Source organism: Nocardia sp. NPDC003979 (assembly GCF_053605015.1).
On the sequence record NZ_JBSGIJ010000016.1, the window covers coordinates 91949 to 108066 of the forward strand.

Sequence of the window (16118 nt, forward strand, 5' to 3'; positions counted from 1 at the left end):
AACAAGAAAAGCCGCCGCGAAAGTTCGCGACGGCTTTCTCGGCAGCTGGTCTCAGTGACCGCCACCGGCGCCCTCGGGCGCCGGGCCGGACTTCTCGTTCTCGATGCGCTCGGACGTGGCGGCGTCGACCGGAACGGCCACCTGCACGGTGCCCGCGTCCTTGAAGTTGAAGGTGACCGTGTAGGTCAGGCCGGGGGTGATGTTCTCCGTGAGGCCGGTGATCTCGATGCTCGCCGGCTCGGCGGCGGCATCGCTCGCGCTCGAGTTACCGCCACCCGGCGCCGTGGTCGGTGCCGCGGTGGTCGTCGGCGCGGCCGTGGTTGTGCCGTGGTGATCGCCGGTCTCGGCCGCGGCGGTGACGCTCGGCGGGCCCACCAGCACGGTCTCCTGCGGCTTCAGCTCGAACTTGCCGCCGGCCGGGCCGGTGATCTTGATCGGGCCGAGGTCGGTGCTCACGCTGGTGAGCTCGTCGGTGACGGTCTCGCTGCCGTTGATGATCGACAGGGCGAGGACGGCCTTGCCGCCCTTCTGGTGCTCCGACGCCGCCTCGGGGTACACGATGTGCACGTTGCGCAGGGAGATGTCGCCGACATCGGCGTGGTTGCCGTTGATCGCGGCGGCCTGCGACGAGGTCTGGGTGTGCTGGCCGGCACTGCAGCCGGTCAGGGCGATGCCCGCGGCAGCGGCGAGCGCGGCAACCGTCACCATGCGACGTCGCGCCGACGGGGCGGTCACAGCTTTCAGGGCAGTCACGGTTTGTCCTCCATGTCGACCGGGCTCACTCCGTTCCACGCGGGGACCGGAGGGTAGTAACTAGGCAGCGTAGTAGTTCGCTTCGCGCGCGTGGCGTCGGGGCTCGCGACGCGCGGGTACGGAAGTAACAGTTCGGTGTCCCGGACGTGGTTGCCACGTCGATGCCGGACGGCCGAAGTGCGAATACCGGTCGTTGTGCTGGTGGTTAACCTGTTCTGGCGCAACACAATGCACAACAATTCTTGATTGTCAACCCCTGGGATGTCCTCGTTGTGGCCCTGACCTGCACAGTTGATCGCGCCGTTACCGAGTCGCATGTTAAACTGTGAACATCGAAAGGGGCACGGGACACATGATTTTTAAGGTCGGAGACACCGTCGTTTACCCCCACCACGGAGCGGCGCTGATCGAAGCAATCGAGACCCGCACCATCAAGGGTGTGCAGAAAGAGTATCTGGTCCTGAAGGTCGCGCAAGGCGACCTGACCGTTCGCGTTCCCGCAGAAAACGCCGAATACGTCGGCGTGCGCGACGTCGTCGGCCAGGAAGGTCTCGACCGCGTCTTCCAGGTGCTACGCGCGCCACACACGGAGGAGCCGACCAACTGGTCCCGCCGTTACAAGGCCAACCTCGAGAAGCTCGCCTCCGGCGACGTGAACAAGGTGGCCGAGGTCGTCCGCGACCTGTGGCGTCGTGAGCAGGATCGCGGCCTGTCCGCCGGTGAGAAGCGGATGCTGGCCAAGGCGCGTCAGATCCTCGTCGGCGAGCTCGCGCTCGCCGAGGGCACCGACGACGGCAAGGCCGAATCGCTGCTCGACGAGGTCCTCGCCGCGGCCTCGTAGTGTGCGACCTGTCGTAGCACTGGTTCCTGCCGCCGGTCGTGGCGTGCGCCTGGGTGAACCCACCCCGAAGGCGTTCGTCCCGGTCGGCGGTATACCTATGGTCCGGCTGGCCGTCGATGGGCTGATCGCGTCCGGTGCTGTGCACCGGGTGGTCGTGGTCGTGCCCGCCGAACTGGTCGACGCCGCGTCCGCCTTGCTGTCCACCACTTCGCTGACCGGCGGTTCGATGCCCCCTGTGCCGGTGCAGGTCGTCGTCGGCGGCGCCGAGCGCACGGATTCGGTGCGCGCGGGCATCGCGGCCGCCCCCGACGCCGGGTACTACCTCGTGCACGACGCCGCCCGCGCGCTCACCCCGCCCGAGCTCATCGCGCGCGTCGCCATCGAACTACAGGCAGGCAGCCCGGCCGTCGTGCCCGCCCTGCCCGTCGTCGACACCGTGAAATCGGTCGACGACGCGGGCGTCGTCACCGGCACACCGGACCGCGCCGGCCTGCGCGCCATCCAGACTCCCCAGGGCTTCGACGCCGAGTTGCTGCGCCGCGCCTACGCCACCGACGTCGGCGCGACCGACGACGCGGGCCTGGTCGAACGCCTCGGCGTCGCCGTGCACACCGTCGCGGGTGACCCCCTGGCCTTCAAGATCACCACGCCACTCGACCTGACCCTCGCCGAAGCCGTCCTCGCGGTCGGCGCCCCCGCGCAACTCGGTCACTCTGCCGTCCGGACCGAGGTCGCTGGATGAGAGTCGGCATCGGGAGCGACGTGCACCCCATCGAGCCCGGTCGTCCTTGCTGGATGGCCGGTCTGCTGTTTCCCGACGCCGACGGCTGCGCGGGCCACTCCGACGGTGATGTCGCCGTGCACGCCCTGTGCGACGCACTGCTCTCCGCCGCCGGCCTGGGCGATGTGGGCGCCGTCTTCGGCGTCGGCCGCCCCGAATGGGCCGGAGTCACCGGCGCCGCCATGCTCACCGAAGTCCGCAGACTCCTCACCGACGACGGCTACTCCGTCGTCAATGCCGCCGTGCAGGTCATCGGCAATCGCCCGAAGATCGGCCCGCGCCGCGCCGAGGCGCAAAAAGTACTCGGCGAATTACTCGACGCACCGGTTTCGGTATCCGGAACCACCACCGACGGGCTCGGATTGACCGGGCGCGGTGAGGGTGTCGCCGCCATCGCGACCTGTCTGCTGGAGTGTTCGCAGCCCTGACGGGCCATCCCACCCGACCGCCCCACCGTCACCGCCCGGAATCGCGGCGAGCCACGAACCGGCCGGTCAACCCCACTCTCATCCCACCGACTAGGATCGAATGCCGTGACCTTGCGCCTTTTTGACACCGACACGCGGACCATGCGGGAATTCACCCCGCTGGTCCCCGGCCGTGCCTCGGTGTATCTGTGTGGTGCCACCGTGCAGGGTCAGCCCCATATCGGGCATGTGCGCAGCGGCGTCGCCTTCGACGTGTTGCGCCGCTGGCTGCTGGCACACGACTACGACGTGCGGTTCATCCGCAATGTCACCGATATCGACGACAAGATCCTGAACAAAGCCGCCGAGGCGGGCAGGCCGTGGTGGGAATGGGCGGCCACGCACGAGCGCGCGTTCGATTCCGCCTACGAAACCCTCGGTGTGCTGCCGCCGTCGGCCGAGCCGCGTGCCACCGGGCACATCACCCAGATGGTCGCCCTGATGGAGCGGCTGATCGAGCGCGGGCACGCCTACGCCGCCGAGGGCGATGTGTATTTCGATGTGGTGAGCTGGCCGAATTACGGTGAACTCTCCGGCCACAAACTCGACGACGTGCACCAGGGCGAAACCCCTACGCGCGGGAAACGCGACCCCCGCGATTTCACCCTCTGGAAGGCCGCCAAACCGGGCGAGCCGAGCTGGCCTTCGCCGTGGGGTCCCGGTCGCCCCGGCTGGCACCTGGAATGCTCCGCGATGGCCGAGTTCTATCTCGGCCCGGAATTCGATATTCATTGCGGCGGAATGGATTTGATCTTCCCACACCACGAGAACGAGATCGCCCAGTCGAAGGCGGCAGGCGACGGTTTCGCGCGTTACTGGCTGCACAACGGCTGGGTGACGATGGGCGGGGAGAAAATGTCGAAGTCGCTCGGCAATGTGCTCTCGGTGCCGAATGTGCTCACCCGGGTGCGGCCGGTGGAATTGCGTTTCTATCTGGGCAGCGCGCATTACCGTTCGATGCTCGAATACTCCGACAAGGCACTCGACGACGCGGTCGCTTCTTATCAGCGCATAGAGGCTTTCGTGCGGCGGGTGCACGATCGGGCCGGTGCGGTGCCGGTCGGTAAATGGACCGACGCTTTCGCTGCCGCGCTCGACGACGATCTGGCGATTCCCAAGGCGCTCGCCGAGATCCACCACGTGGTGCACGAGGGCAATCGCGCCATGGAATCGGGCGCGCTCGACACGGCGGCCGAACTGGCCGGACAGGTGCGGGCGATGCTCGGCATCCTCGGCGTCGACCCGTTCGACGAACACTGGTACACCCCCGCCGACAATTCGGCGGCGCTCGACGCGCTCGACGTGCTGGTCCGCTCGGAGCTGGATCGCCGGGCGAGCGCGCGGGCCGACAAGAACTGGGCAGAAGCCGATGCCGCACGGGATCGGCTCATCGCGGCGGGTATCGAAGTCACCGATACCCCGCAGGGGCCGGAATGGTCGCTGGGCGCAGCTAGCGGAAAGGCGAACTGATGGCAGGCAATTCACAGCGACGCGGAGCGATCAGGAAGGGCGGCACCAAGAAGGGTGCTGTCGTCGGTTCCGGCGGCAGGCGCCGTCGCGGCCTCGAAGGGCGCGGCGCGACCCCGCCCGCGGTCGAACGCACCAAGCACCCCGCCGCCAAGCGCGCGGCCGCCGCGGCCAAAGCCAAAGCGGCACAGGGTCGTCCGACCGGCAAGTCCGGTGTGCCGCGCGCCGGTCGCAAATCCGACGACGGTCCCGAGCTGGTGCTCGGCCGCAACCCGGTACTCGAGTGCCTGCGCGCCGATGTGCCCGCGACCGCGCTCTACGTGGCGGTCGGCACCGAGAACGACGACCGCCTCACCGAAAGCGTGCAGCGCGCCGCCGACCTCGGCATCTCCATCCTCGAGGTGCCACGCACCGACCTGGACCGGTTGAGCGCCAACGGATTGCACCAGGGTGTGGCACTGCAGGTGCCGCCGTACCGGTACGCCCACCCAGACGATCTGATGGACCGGGTGAAGTCGACCGCCGAGCCCGCACTGCTCGTCGCCCTCGACAACATCACCGACCCGCGCAACCTCGGCGCGGTCATCCGCTCGGTCGCCGCGTTCGGCGGTCAGGGTGTGGTGATCCCGCAGCGTCGCAGCGCGGCCGTCACCGCGGTGGCATGGCGGACGAGTGCGGGCGCGGCGGCACGCCTGCCCGTCGCCCGCGCGACCAACCTGACCCGCACGCTGAAGGACTGGGCCGCGCAGGGCATCCAGATCGTCGGCCTCGACGCGGGCGGCGACACGACCCTCGACGATTTCGACGGCAGTGTGCCGACGGTGGTCGTCGTCGGCTCCGAGGGCAAGGGCCTGTCGCGCCTGGTCCGCGAGACCTGCGACTCGATCCTGAGCATCCCGATGGCGGGTCCGGTCGAGTCGTTGAACGCTTCGGTGGCCGCTGGTGTGGTGTTGGCCGATATCGCCCGGCAACGCCGCCTGGGCTGAGTTTGGCCGCTGTACGCCAGGTCGGCAGCCTAGTTGTGGTTTGCTGACGCTGAATCGTGGTCGCACACCGTAGAATTCGGGTGTGGCGATCCCTAATCAACCGATCGGCCCGACGGTCGAGCACCCGCAGGCGAACATGATTCTCGTGCTCGGGCTGCTCAGCCCGTTCTGCTGCGGGATCTTCGGGCCGGTCGCGTGGACGCTCGGGAAGCGGGCACTCAACGAGATCGACGCTTCCTACGGTGGGCTCAGTGGGCGTCATCAGGTGCTGATCGGGTACATCGGCGGGATCATCGGCACGATTCTGATGATCTGTTTCGCGTTGCTGTACCTGGCCGGTTCCTGCAACGGGAACTTCTGAGCTAGTCGAGGCTCGGGCGTTCGCCGGGGGCGTCCCAGGCGGGCCACTCGTCGTTGACGCTGCCCGACCAGTTCGGCTGCCGGCGTTCCTTGAAGGCCGCCATCGCCTCGCCGCCGTCGACGCTCTTGGCCACGTGCGCGTTGAGCTCGGATTCGAGCTGCCCGACCACGGCGGGAGTCATGCCGAGGCTTTCCCAGATGAGCCGCTTGGTGAGGGCCACGGGCAGCGGCGCGGAGCCACCGGCGATGTCCTCGGCGACGGCAAGCGCGGTCGGCAGCACCTCGGCGGCGGGCAGGCTGGCATTGGCCAACCCCATCGACTTGGCTTCGTCACCGTCGAAGGTGCGGCCGGTGAGCATGATGTCGGCGGCGTTGGCGAGCCCGGCCAGGCGGGGCACGGTCCAGTGCGCGTAGCCGTCGGCGAGCACTCCGCGCCGGACCTGGCTGAGGCCGTACACGGCGTCGTCGGCGAAATAGCGCAGATCGCACTGCAAGGCGAGCGCGAGCCCGATGCCGACGGCGTGCCCGTTCACGGCGGCGATCACCGGTTTGCGCACCTGCCACGGTGCCGGGTCGAGCGTCGCGCTCGCTTCGCCGGCACCGGCCGACAGGTCGGCACCGGCGCAGAAGGCGGGTGGGGTGCCGGTGATGACGACGGCGCGGATGGCGTCGTCGGTGTCGCAGCGGCGAAGGGCCGCCCCGAGTTCGGCCGTCATGGTCGCCGTGACGGCGTTGCGCTGGGCAGGACGGTTGAGCGTGAGCACCGCGACGCCCGCGCGGACATCGACCAGCAGTTCCGAACTCATGGGATCGAATGGTACTAGCGGCCGACCAGATGTCTGCCGATCGCGTATTTGTGGACCTCGGTCGGCCCGTCGTACAGCCGGAAGGCGCGCATGTCACGGAACAGCATTTCCACCACGGTCTCGTCGCTGATCCCGATCCCGCCGAGTACCTGCACACACCGGTCGGTGACCTTGAACAGTTCCTCGGAGACATACGACTTGGCCATCGACGATTCGTGCCTGGCCTGCTGGCCCTGGTCCATCAGCCAGCAGGTGTGCCAGATGGTCAGCCTGCACTGGTGCAGCGCGATCTCGTTGTCCGCCAACATGAACGACACCCCTTCGTGCTGCCCGATGGGTTTGCCGAAGGCGGTGCGGGTGCGCGCGTGCGCGAGGGCGATGCTCTGCGCGCGTTCGGCGGCGCCGAGCCAGCGCATGCAGTGCGTGAGCCGGGCGGGGGCCAGGCGCAACTGGGCGTAGCGCAGGGCCTGACCGGTGCGGCCGAGCACCGCGCTCGGCGGCAGCGTCAGATTCTCGAACCGGACCACCGCGTGCCCGCCCACGTAGTTGCGGTCCATCGTGTTCATGATCCGCTCGATGACGATGCCCGGCGTGTCGGCCTCGGTGAGGAACAGTGTCGGCCCGGCGGGCAGGTGCGGGTTCTCGGCCAGGTCGGCCATGATGATCCAGGTCGCGGCGCCGTCGGCACCGGTGATGAGCCATTTCTGCCCATCGATCACGAAGTTCTCGCCGTCGAAGACGGCCCGCGTGCTGAGTTGGCCGGGGTCCGAACCCGCCCCGCCCGGTTCGGTCATGGCGAACACCGAGCGCCGTTCCCCGCGGATCATCGGCATCAGATGCTGGTCGATCTGTTCGGGGTCGGCGATCTTGCCGAGCAGGTACATGTTGCCCTCGTCGGGCGCCGCGCAGTTCATCGCGACCGGCCCGAGCGTCGACCACCCGGCCGCCTCGTACACCAGCGCCTGCTCCACGTGGCCGAGCCCGAGCCCGCCGTACTCGACGGGCGCCTGCACGGTGAGCAGCTTCTCGGCCCGTGCCAGCTCGACCAGTTCGGCCCGCAACTCGTCGGTGGGTCCGTGCGCGGTGAGCCGCGGATCGCGTTCGAACGGCACGATCCGGTCGACGACGAAAGCGCGCACCCGATCGCGCAGGGCGGCCAGATCCTCCGGCACCGAGAAATCGATCATGGATGAATCATCGCGCTGCCGTGCGCGGTCCGTGGCGATTTCAGCGCACGGGCGCGAGCTTGCGCTGCCGGTGTCCGACGACCCGGCACACCAGGTAGATGGTGAACGAGATGCCGGTGACGAAGGTCGACACCGGCACGCCGGGCGCCAGCGACAGCAGCAGACCGCCCACGGCGGCGACCTCGGCGAAGATCACCGAGAGGACGGTGGCGCGCAGGGGGCTCGACGTCACCTGTGCGGCCGCGGCAGCCGGGGTGATGAGCAAGGCGAGCACCAAGAGCGCGCCGACGATCTGCACCCCGAACGCGGCGGTGATGCCGAGCAGCACCGCGAACACCACCGACAGCGCACGCACCGGCACCCCGCGCGCCACGGCGACCTCGGGGTCGGCGCTGGCGAACAGCAGCGGCCGGTACACCACGGCGAGCACGGCCAGCACGGCGGCGGTGCAGGTGAGCAGCAGGGCGAGCCCGTCGTAACCGACGCTGGCGACCTGCCCGGTGAGCAGCGAGAACTTCGATCCGGCGCGGTCGGGGGACAGCCACAGGAACAGCACCGACAGGCCGAGCCCGAACGAGAGCACCACCGCGATCACCGAATCACGTTCGCGCGCACGCGAACCCAACCAGCCGAACAGCACGGCCGCGACCACCGAACCGGCGATGGCACCGAACCCGACACCCACGCCGACGAGCAGCGCCGCCGCCGCACCGGTGAGCGACAGTTCGCTGGTCCCGTGCACCGCGAACGACATCTGCCTGGCCACGATGAGCGGCCCGATCAGCCCGGCGAGCAGGCCGAGCAGGGCGGCGGCGAGCAGTGCCTGCTGCACGAAGTCGTAGCCGAGCAGGTTCGCGGTGGTGCCGATGTCGAACATCGACTGGAGAACTTTGGTGAGCTTGTCCATCAGGCCAGGGCGTCCATATCGTCACCGGTGCCCACGACCACGAGCCGCCCGCGCACCCGCAGCACCTCCACCTCGGTCCCGTAGAGCTCCGAGAGGGTCTGCGAGGTCATCACCTCGTCGGGTGTGCCGATCCGGAACTCGCCGTCGACCAGGTACAGCACCCGGTCGACCAGCGGCAGGATCGGATTGAGTTCGTGGGTCACGAACAGCACGGCGGTGTCGTGTTCGCGGCGGCGCTTGTCGATCAGTTCGGCCACGAGACGCTGGTTGGCCAGGTCGAGGCTGAGCAGGGGTTCGTCGCACAGCAGTACCGAGGGATCACCGACGAGCGCCTGGGCCACCCGCAACCGCTGCTGCTCGCCACCCGACAGCGATTCGAGCGGGGCATGCGCGAACTTCTGCGCGCCGACCGCCGCGATGGCGGCCTCGACCTGCTCGGCCCGCTCCCGGCGTTTGCGCCAACCGAGACCCCAGCGGTGTCCGTCCACGCCGAGCCCGACCAGATCCACGCCGCGCAACAGCACCCCGGCATCGATCGTCTTCTGCTGCGGGATGTACCCGATACCGGGATTGCCCACCCCGGCTCGCCGCCCGGCGATCTCCGCGCTGCCCGCGGTGAGCCCGAGCGTGCCGAGCAGCACTCGTAACAGCGAGGTCTTACCTGATCCGTTCGGGCCGAGCACCGCGATGAACTCACCGGGCGAAACCTCGAGATCGAGGTCGCTCCACAGAGTGCGTTCGCCGAACGACATCGTGGCCGAGCGCAACCGGATCGCCGGATCCGCTTGCGCGTCTGCCACGCCTGCGGCAGACGCGCCGGTCGTGCCGGGCGCCGACAGGGCGGTTGCGTCGGTCATGAGGTCCTCGATCGGGTTCGAGCGTCAGCGCAGAGCCGCGGCCAGCGCCTTGGCGTTGGCCGTCTGCCATTGCACGTAGTCGACGCCCTCGGGCAGCGTCTCGGTCACCTCGACCACCGTCACACCGGCAGCCTGTGCGGCCGCGCGCAGGTCCTGGGTGACCTTGTCCTGGGTCTGGGTGTTGTAGATCAGGGCCTTGACCTGCTTGCCGGTGATGAGGTCGCGGGTGGCGGCGACGGCGGCCGGGGACGGGTCGGTCTCCTGCTCGATCGCTTCTTGGAACTCGTGCGGAGTCTTGTCCTGGGCCTTGGCGGCCAGCAGCAGGTAGTGCGCCAGCGGCTCGGACTGGGCGACGGCCGCGTTCGGCGTCTGCGCCGCGATGGCGCCGGTGATGGTGCTGATGCCCATCAGCTGGTTCTTGAAGGCGACGGCACGCTCGGTGTAGGCGTCCTTGTGCGGCGCGTCGATCTCGCCGAGTTCGGCGGCGATGCGGTCGGCGACGGCGGCGACGGTGGTGACGTCGTACCAGACGTGCTCGTTCTCGTCGCTCTTGTCGGTGCGCTCCTCGAACGCCTCGACGGTCCGCTTGTCCTTGCCGGAGATGGCTTGCTCGATGAACTCGTCGTAGTGGCCGCCGTTGAACACCACCAGCTCGGCATCGCTGATCTTCGCGGTATCGCTCGCCGAGGTCTCGAACGAATGCGGGTCGGCGGCCGGATCGGTGATGATGGCGCTGACCTGGGCGTCCGGTCCGGCGACCGCGCTAGCGACCGAGCCCCACACATCGGTGGACGCCACGATCGATGGAGTGCCGGATTCCTCGGAGCCACCGCCGCAGGCCGTCAGGACGGCGGCGACCGCCACTCCCGCCGTGAGACCGGCACACGCACGGGCGATTCGACTGTTCACGCGGGACTCCTGGGGCAAACCACGACCGGACCACACACGGTTGTGCGTCAGATCATAATGGAAATCGTTACCGTTTTAGATTAGCAGCAATGATGCTGGCTCGTGAACCAGGCCGCCTACCGACAACGGCCGGCGTTCCCCCGTATGGAGAACGCCGGCCGTCTGCCGGAACTTCCCGCGCTTAGATCTGGCCCGATGAGACAGGCAGGCGCGACTGCTGGCTCAGCAACTGGGCGCAGCGCAGCAGGCCGAGGTGGCTGTAGGCCTGCGGGTGATTGCCGAGGGAGCGCTCGGCGACGGGGTCGTACTCCTCGCTGAGCAGACCGGTCGGGCCGGCCGCGGCGACGAGCTGCGTGAACAACGCCTCGGCGTCGGAACGGCGACCGATCAGCAGGTACGCCTCGACCAGCCAGGCGGCGCACAGGTGGAAACCGCCTTCACCGCCGGGCAGCCCGTCGTCGTGGTGGTAGCGGTAAACCGTCGCGCCGCTGCGCAGTTCGGCCTCGGTGGCCACCACGGTCGCCGCGAACCGCGGGTCGGCGGGGTCGATCAGACCGCTGAGGCCGATGTGCAGGGTGGCCGCGTCCAGATCGGTGCCGTCGTAGGCCGCGGTGTAGGACTGCACCTCCTCGTTCCAGCCCTTGGCCTTCACCTCCTCGGCGATCGTGTCGCGCAGGGTCACCCATTCGGGATCGATGGCGCGATCGAAACGCTGAGCGAGAGTGAGCGCGCGGTCGACGGTGAGCCAGCCCATCACCTTCGAGTACACGTGGTGGCGCGGGTTGCCGCGGATCTCCCAGATGCCGTGGTCGGGTTCGGTCCAGCGCCGCTGCACCGCGGAGACCATGGCGTGCACCAGTTCCCAGTCGGCGTCGGGCAGAGCCTTGGTCGCGTCGGTGGCGCCCTGGCGTTCCCGTTCTTGCGCCAGGGTGGTGATGAGGTCGACGATCGGGCCGAACACATCGAGCTGCACCTGCATATTGGCCGCGTTGCCCACGCGCACCGGCCGCGAACCGGCGTATCCGGGCAGCAGGTCGATGACGGCCTCGGGCGGCAGCGTCTCGCCGTAGATCGTGTACAGCGGGTGCAACCGCTCCGGACCCGGCAGGGTGGCGAGCACCTTGTGCACCCAGTCCAGGAATTCCTCGGCCTCGGTGAGCGAGCCGAGCGTCACCAGTGCCTGCGCGGTGAGCGAGGCGTCGCGCAGCCAGCAGTAGCGGTAGTCCCAGTTGCGCACGCCGCCGATGTCCTCGGGCAGCGAGGTGGTCGCGGCGGCGAGGATCGATCCGGACGGGCGGTGCACGAGCCCGCGCAGGGTCAGCGCCGAACGCTTCATCAGATCGGGCTTGAGCGGCGGCAGCTGCAGGCCGCTCGCCCACTCGGTCCAGTACCGCTCAGCCAGCTGACGACGCTGGGACTCCGGCGTCATCGACGGCGCGAGATCGGCCGTACCGCAGCGCAATTCGAGGACGACCGGCGCCACGGCCGGATCGACCACGGCGCGTGCCTGCTCGCTGATGCCGTCGGAGGTGATCTCCCACTGCACGCCGGGGGAGCGGAGCACCATCGGATCATTGGTGCCGCTCACTCGAAGCCCGTTGTGCACGGCCTCGATCCGCACCGGCACCTGCCCGAACTCCGGCCGCGGCGCGAAGTGCACGACGGCCTTGGCGGTGCCGGTGATGACGCGGGTCAGGTCGGTGCGGTTGGGGGTCACGTCGTGGGGCAGGTAGTCGGCCACTTGCAAACTGGCCCACCGGGTTTCGACGGTCATGGTGCCGTCGACGTACCGCTGTGACAGCGGCAGGCTCGGCCGCTCCGGTGCCACCGAGAAGTGACCGGCCGCCGACCCGCCGAGCAGGTGCGCGAACACCGCCGCCGAATCGGGTTCGGGGTGGCAGAACCAGGTGACGGTGGCATCGGGGGTGAGCAGGGCGACCGAGCGCGGGCTGGCGAGCATGCTCAGCCGCTCGATGCGCGGTGCGCTGGCACCGGCGAGCCAGGTACGCCGCTCCTCGACGAGGAAGGCCAGCGCGCGCGCCACGTCCTCGGTGGAGTCGACGCGCAGCTTGGCCAGGCTCTCGCCCTCGCCGACCTTGATGCCCACGTCGGGGCCCGACAGCACGCGAAAGGCCTTCTCGTCGGTGACGTCGTCGCCGAAGAACACTGCGGCCGAGGCACTTTCCTGGTGCCGGATGGTGTCGAGCGCGGTGCCCTTGTCGGTGGGGATCACCGCGAGTTCGATCACCGCCTTGCCCTCGGTGACCTGTACGCCCACCCAGCACGCCGGGCCCTGGCGCGCGGCATTCAGTGCGCGCCTGCCGATTTCGGGGCTGGCGTTGCGCACGTGCAGTGCGGCGCTGGCCGGTTTCATCTCCACGGTGACGCCGGGATTGTCGGCGGCGATCTGGGCGAAGGCGGCGTGAATTTCGGAGAGCAGTTGCTTGGCGTCGTTGTCGATGGCGTGCACGAAGCCGACATCGAACTCGGAGCCGTGACTACCGATCAGTTGCACCTCGACGGGGAGCCGCGACAGCGCGGCGAGGTCACGCAGAGCTCGGCCGGAGATCACCGCTGCCGTCGTATTGGCCAGCCCCGCGAGCGCGCGTAACGCACTCACCGATTCCCGTTGGGGAAACGCTTTCGACGGGTCGGACACGATCGGGGCGATTGTCCCGTCGTAGTCCGAGGCGACCAATAGCCGTGGCACTCGTGCGACCGACGCCAGTGCACGGCGGACATCCAAGGGCAGTTCCTGTGCGCTCACGCATCCAACCTAGTGATGGGAGGGGTGGATCAGGGGGCGCCAAAAACAATACTGGGTCAATTCTCGCGCGCGAGCGGCGCGGCGGGTTGTGCGCACGAGTGTCGTCCGGGTAGTCCGCGACCTCGCGGCTAATCCCGTCGGTCCTCGTCCGGCCGTACCGACGGGTAAGCAGGGATTATCCGCGATCGCCCAGCAACAGGTCGACGGTGAGCTCGAGGCGCTCGGTGACGTCGGTCGCAGAGGCGCGCCTGGTGAGCCAGGCCACCAGATTCGACAGCCACACATCGGAGATCACGCGGGCGATGGCGAGCTGACGCTCGGTCGGTTCGCCGTCGGCGATGGCGCGGGCGAACACCCGGTCCATCACCTTGCCCACGCGGTCCACTTCGGCGGCGGCGGAGGCGTCGGCGAACATGAAGGCGCGCGTCATGGCTTCGGTGAGCAGCGGGTCGCGCTGCATCATCCGGGTGATCTGGGTGAGCAGGCCGTGCATGCGCTCGGACGGGCCGTCACCCGCCAGCGGCTTGCGCTTGCTCTCGAACTGCTCGAATTCCCTTGCCAGAGCGGACACCAGCAGGTGGACCTTGGAGGGGAAGTAGCGGTAGAGGGTGCCGACGGCCACGTCGGCGCGTTCGGCGACCGCGCGCATCTGCACCGCGTCGTAGCCGCCCTTGGAGGCGAGCGCGAGGGTGGCGTCGAGGATGCGCTTGCGGCGTTCACGCTGCGCGGTGGAACTCAGCTCCTCTTCGGACAGCGTTGTCACGGTGGGCGTTGGTGCGGGACTGTCCATCGTGGAAACCCTTTCGCTGAGTACGGCAAGAGAACATGGTTGCCGGTGAAGGTCTCTTGACTTACACCCGCCCCGGATATTAGAACATGTTCTAGGAGTGGGAGCCACGCCGGAAGGGCGGTTTTTCTTGTGACCATCGCCACCACTGACGAGCATAAAGCCGCCGCGGCCTCCCTGCGGAGCTGGGCGAGCTCGGCGGCGCCGATTGCAACAATGCGGGCGGGCGGTAGCTGGCGCGAGTGCTGGCCGGCACTTGCCGAGTTCGGGTTGTTCCAGGTAGCGCTCGACGACGATCACGGCGGACTCGGCGGCACCGTCGCCGACCTCGCCGTGCTGCTGGAACAGACGGCCGACGACCTGGTGAACGGTCCGGTGCTTGCCACCGCGCTGGCGGGTCTGGTCACCGGCGCGGCCGACGGGACGCCCTGTGGCGTCGCGCTGCCCGATGCGTCGTCGGGTGCGGCGACGGGTTCGGATGCCGAAGGCTGGAAGGTCAGCGGCACTTGGGAATTCGTCTACGGAGCGGATGCGGATACGCAGGTGCTCGTGCCTGCCGAGACCGCCGACGGCATCCGCTGGTTCGTGCTCACCGACGCGACGATCACGCCGCTGTCCGGCGGTGATCCGACGGTGCCGCTCGCCCGGGTGACCGCCGAGAGTGCCACCGCGGCACGGGGTTTCGCGCCGTCGTTCGACGTCACCGATCTGTTCGTCACCCTCGCGGCCGCCGAACTGGCCGGGCTGGCCGGCTGGTGCCTGCGAACGGCCGTCGACTACGCCAAGGTGCGCGAGCAGTTCGGCAAGCCGATCGGCAGCTTCCAGGCGATCAAGCACCTGTGCGCCTGGATGCTGTGCCGCACCGAACTGATCCGCGCGGTCGCCGCCGATGCCGCCGACGCCTTCGACGCAGGCGGTGAAGAGCTGCCGATCGCGGCCGCTGTCGCCGCGGCCTGCGCGCTCGACGCGGCCGTCGACACCGCCAAGGACGCCATCCAGGTGCTCGGCGGCATCGGCTTCACCTGGGAACACGACGCGCACTTCTACCTGCGCCGGGCCAGCTCGCTGCGGCAGTCGCTCGGCGGGTCGGCGCGCTGGCGGGCCCGAGTCACCGAACTCACCCGCGACGGGCAGCGCCGGACCACCGGCGCCGAGCGCGTCCTCGGTGACGCCGAGGGCGACACCGCGTTGTCCGCCGAGATCGCCACCATCGCGGCGCTCCCCGCGGCCGAACGCCCGCGCGCGCTGGCGGACGCAGGCCTGATCATGCCGCACTGGCCGAAACCCTATGGGCGAGGCGCGGATCCGATGACCTGCCTGCAGATCGCCGAACAGCTGCGCCGCGCCGAGGTGGAAACCCCCGACCTCGCGGTCGCGGGCTGGGCGGTGCCCACCCTGCTTCGCTTCGGTACCGAGGAGCAGATCGAGCGCTTCGTCTGGCCGACCCTGCACGGCGAGGTGATCTGGTGCCAGCTTTTCAGCGAGCCGGGCGCGGGGTCCGACCTGGCCGCCCTCCGTACTTCCGCCGAGCGGGTCGAGGGCGGCTGGGTGCTGCGCGGTCAGAAGGTGTGGACCTCGCTCGGATCCACCGCGAATTGGGGCATCTGCCTGGCCCGCACCGATCCGTCCGCGCCCAAGCACCGCGGTATCAGCTATTTCCTCGTCGACATGCGCGCCGCGGGCGTGCAGGTGCGCCCACTGGTGCAGATCACGGGTGAGGAGAAGTTCAGCGAGGTGTTCCTCGACGACGTGTTCGTGCCCGACAACTGCCTGGTCGGCGCGCTGAACAACGGCTGGAAGATCGCCCGCGCCACTCTGTCGGCCGAGCGGGTCGCCATGGGCGGTGGCGGGATCGGTGGCGCGCTGGAAGCGCTGCTCGCCGGTTTCCCGCCCGGTGGTCGGGGAACAGAACTGCGCGAGGATCATTTCGGCGCCCTGATCACCACCTCGATTGCTGGAACATTGCTGGATCAGCGGATCGCGGCGGCCACCGTGGCCGGAGCCGATGCGGGCGCCCAGGCGGCCGTCCGCAAACTCGTCGGCGTCCGGTACCGGCAGGAGCTCGCGGAATATGCACTGGAACTTTCCGGCCGGGAAGGTTCCCTGGATAGCGACGTTCTGAAAGAATTCTTGCTCACACGCTGTCTCTCCATCGCGGGCGGTACCGAGCAGATCCTGTTGACCGTGGCGGCCGAACGGATTCTCGGCATGCCGCGCGATGCGGACAGTTAGCTCGAAGGAGG

Annotated in this window: 15 protein-coding genes; 7 read left to right on the forward strand and 8 right to left on the reverse strand. The window is 68.9% G+C overall.

The window, feature by feature from the left end; genetic code table 11:
- Positions 1 to 51 precede the first annotated feature (51 nt).
- Positions 52 to 753 carry a hypothetical protein gene (locus tag ACWEVR_RS26780; protein ID WP_452469193.1) on the reverse strand — a complete coding sequence of 234 codons (702 nt, stop codon included), beginning with the start codon at positions 751 to 753 and terminating at the stop codon, positions 52 to 54.
- A 352-nt stretch (positions 754 to 1105) separates the two neighbouring features.
- On the opposite strand from ACWEVR_RS26780, the gene carD reads away from it, so the two are divergent.
- The 6 genes from carD to ACWEVR_RS26810 all read left to right on the forward strand — a co-directional run bounded on the left by carD (position 1106) and on the right by ACWEVR_RS26810 (position 5656).
- Entirely contained in the window at positions 1106 to 1594 is a 489-nt protein-coding gene (carD, locus tag ACWEVR_RS26785; RefSeq protein ID WP_019044685.1) for an RNA polymerase-binding transcription factor CarD, read from the forward strand.
- A gap of 1 nt (position 1595) precedes the next feature.
- Positions 1596 to 2336: a 2-C-methyl-D-erythritol 4-phosphate cytidylyltransferase gene (ispD, locus tag ACWEVR_RS26790; protein WP_452469194.1), complete on the forward strand. Its 741-nt coding sequence runs from the start codon at positions 1596 to 1598 to the stop codon at positions 2334 to 2336.
- Positions 2333 to 2803, forward strand: coding sequence for a 2-C-methyl-D-erythritol 2,4-cyclodiphosphate synthase (gene ispF / locus ACWEVR_RS26795; protein WP_181700831.1), 471 nt, complete (start codon positions 2333 to 2335; stop codon positions 2801 to 2803). The genes ispD and ispF overlap by 4 nt, the downstream gene beginning before the upstream one ends.
- Before the next feature lie 105 nt (positions 2804 to 2908).
- The gene (cysS, locus tag ACWEVR_RS26800) at positions 2909 to 4312 is read left to right on the forward strand and encodes a cysteine--tRNA ligase (protein WP_067495651.1); all 1404 of its coding nucleotides are present in this window, start codon (positions 2909 to 2911) and stop codon (positions 4310 to 4312) included.
- Positions 4312 to 5295, forward strand: coding sequence for a 23S rRNA (guanosine(2251)-2'-O)-methyltransferase RlmB (rlmB, locus tag ACWEVR_RS26805; RefSeq protein WP_067495648.1), 984 nt, complete (start codon positions 4312 to 4314; stop codon positions 5293 to 5295). Before cysS ends, rlmB begins: the two co-directional genes overlap by 1 nt.
- Before the next feature lie 82 nt (positions 5296 to 5377).
- Positions 5378 to 5656, forward strand: coding sequence for a hypothetical protein (locus ACWEVR_RS26810; RefSeq protein WP_067495645.1), 279 nt, complete (start codon positions 5378 to 5380; stop codon positions 5654 to 5656).
- Between the two features lies 1 nt (position 5657).
- Here the strand turns inward: ACWEVR_RS26810 and ACWEVR_RS26815 are convergent, their stop codons facing one another.
- The 7 genes from ACWEVR_RS26815 to kstR form a co-directional block, all read right to left on the reverse strand.
- Complete coding sequence (locus ACWEVR_RS26815) at positions 5658 to 6461, reverse strand: enoyl-CoA hydratase/isomerase family protein (RefSeq protein WP_452469195.1); 804 nt, start codon at positions 6459 to 6461, stop codon at positions 5658 to 5660.
- A 14-nt stretch (positions 6462 to 6475) separates the two neighbouring features.
- Positions 6476 to 7648 (reverse strand): acyl-CoA dehydrogenase family protein, encoded by a 1173-nt coding sequence (locus ACWEVR_RS26820; protein WP_452469196.1) that lies wholly within the window; start codon positions 7646 to 7648, stop codon positions 6476 to 6478.
- 40 nt (positions 7649 to 7688) lie between these two features.
- Positions 7689 to 8555, reverse strand: a complete 867-nt coding sequence (locus ACWEVR_RS26825; protein WP_084457235.1) for a metal ABC transporter permease — start codon at positions 8553 to 8555, stop codon at positions 7689 to 7691.
- Positions 8555 to 9307, reverse strand: coding sequence for a metal ABC transporter ATP-binding protein (locus ACWEVR_RS26830; protein WP_067640838.1), 753 nt, complete (start codon positions 9305 to 9307; stop codon positions 8555 to 8557). The genes ACWEVR_RS26825 and ACWEVR_RS26830 overlap by 1 nt, the downstream gene beginning before the upstream one ends.
- 129 nt (positions 9308 to 9436) lie before the next feature.
- Complete coding sequence (locus tag ACWEVR_RS26835; RefSeq protein ID WP_452469197.1) at positions 9437 to 10321, reverse strand: metal ABC transporter solute-binding protein, Zn/Mn family; 885 nt, start codon at positions 10319 to 10321, stop codon at positions 9437 to 9439.
- A gap of 181 nt (positions 10322 to 10502) precedes the next feature.
- Positions 10503 to 13088, reverse strand: a complete 2586-nt coding sequence (otsB, locus tag ACWEVR_RS26840) for a trehalose-phosphatase (protein WP_452469198.1) — start codon at positions 13086 to 13088, stop codon at positions 10503 to 10505.
- A gap of 175 nt (positions 13089 to 13263) precedes the next feature.
- Positions 13264 to 13878, reverse strand: coding sequence for a cholesterol catabolism transcriptional regulator KstR (kstR, locus tag ACWEVR_RS26845; RefSeq protein WP_067495630.1), 615 nt, complete (start codon positions 13876 to 13878; stop codon positions 13264 to 13266).
- Between the two features lie 129 nt (positions 13879 to 14007).
- On the opposite strand from kstR, the gene ACWEVR_RS26850 reads away from it, so the two are divergent.
- Positions 14008 to 16107 carry an acyl-CoA dehydrogenase family protein gene (locus ACWEVR_RS26850; RefSeq protein ID WP_452469199.1) on the forward strand — a complete coding sequence of 700 codons (2100 nt, stop codon included), beginning with the start codon at positions 14008 to 14010 and terminating at the stop codon, positions 16105 to 16107.
- Positions 16108 to 16118: the final 11 nt, after the last annotated feature.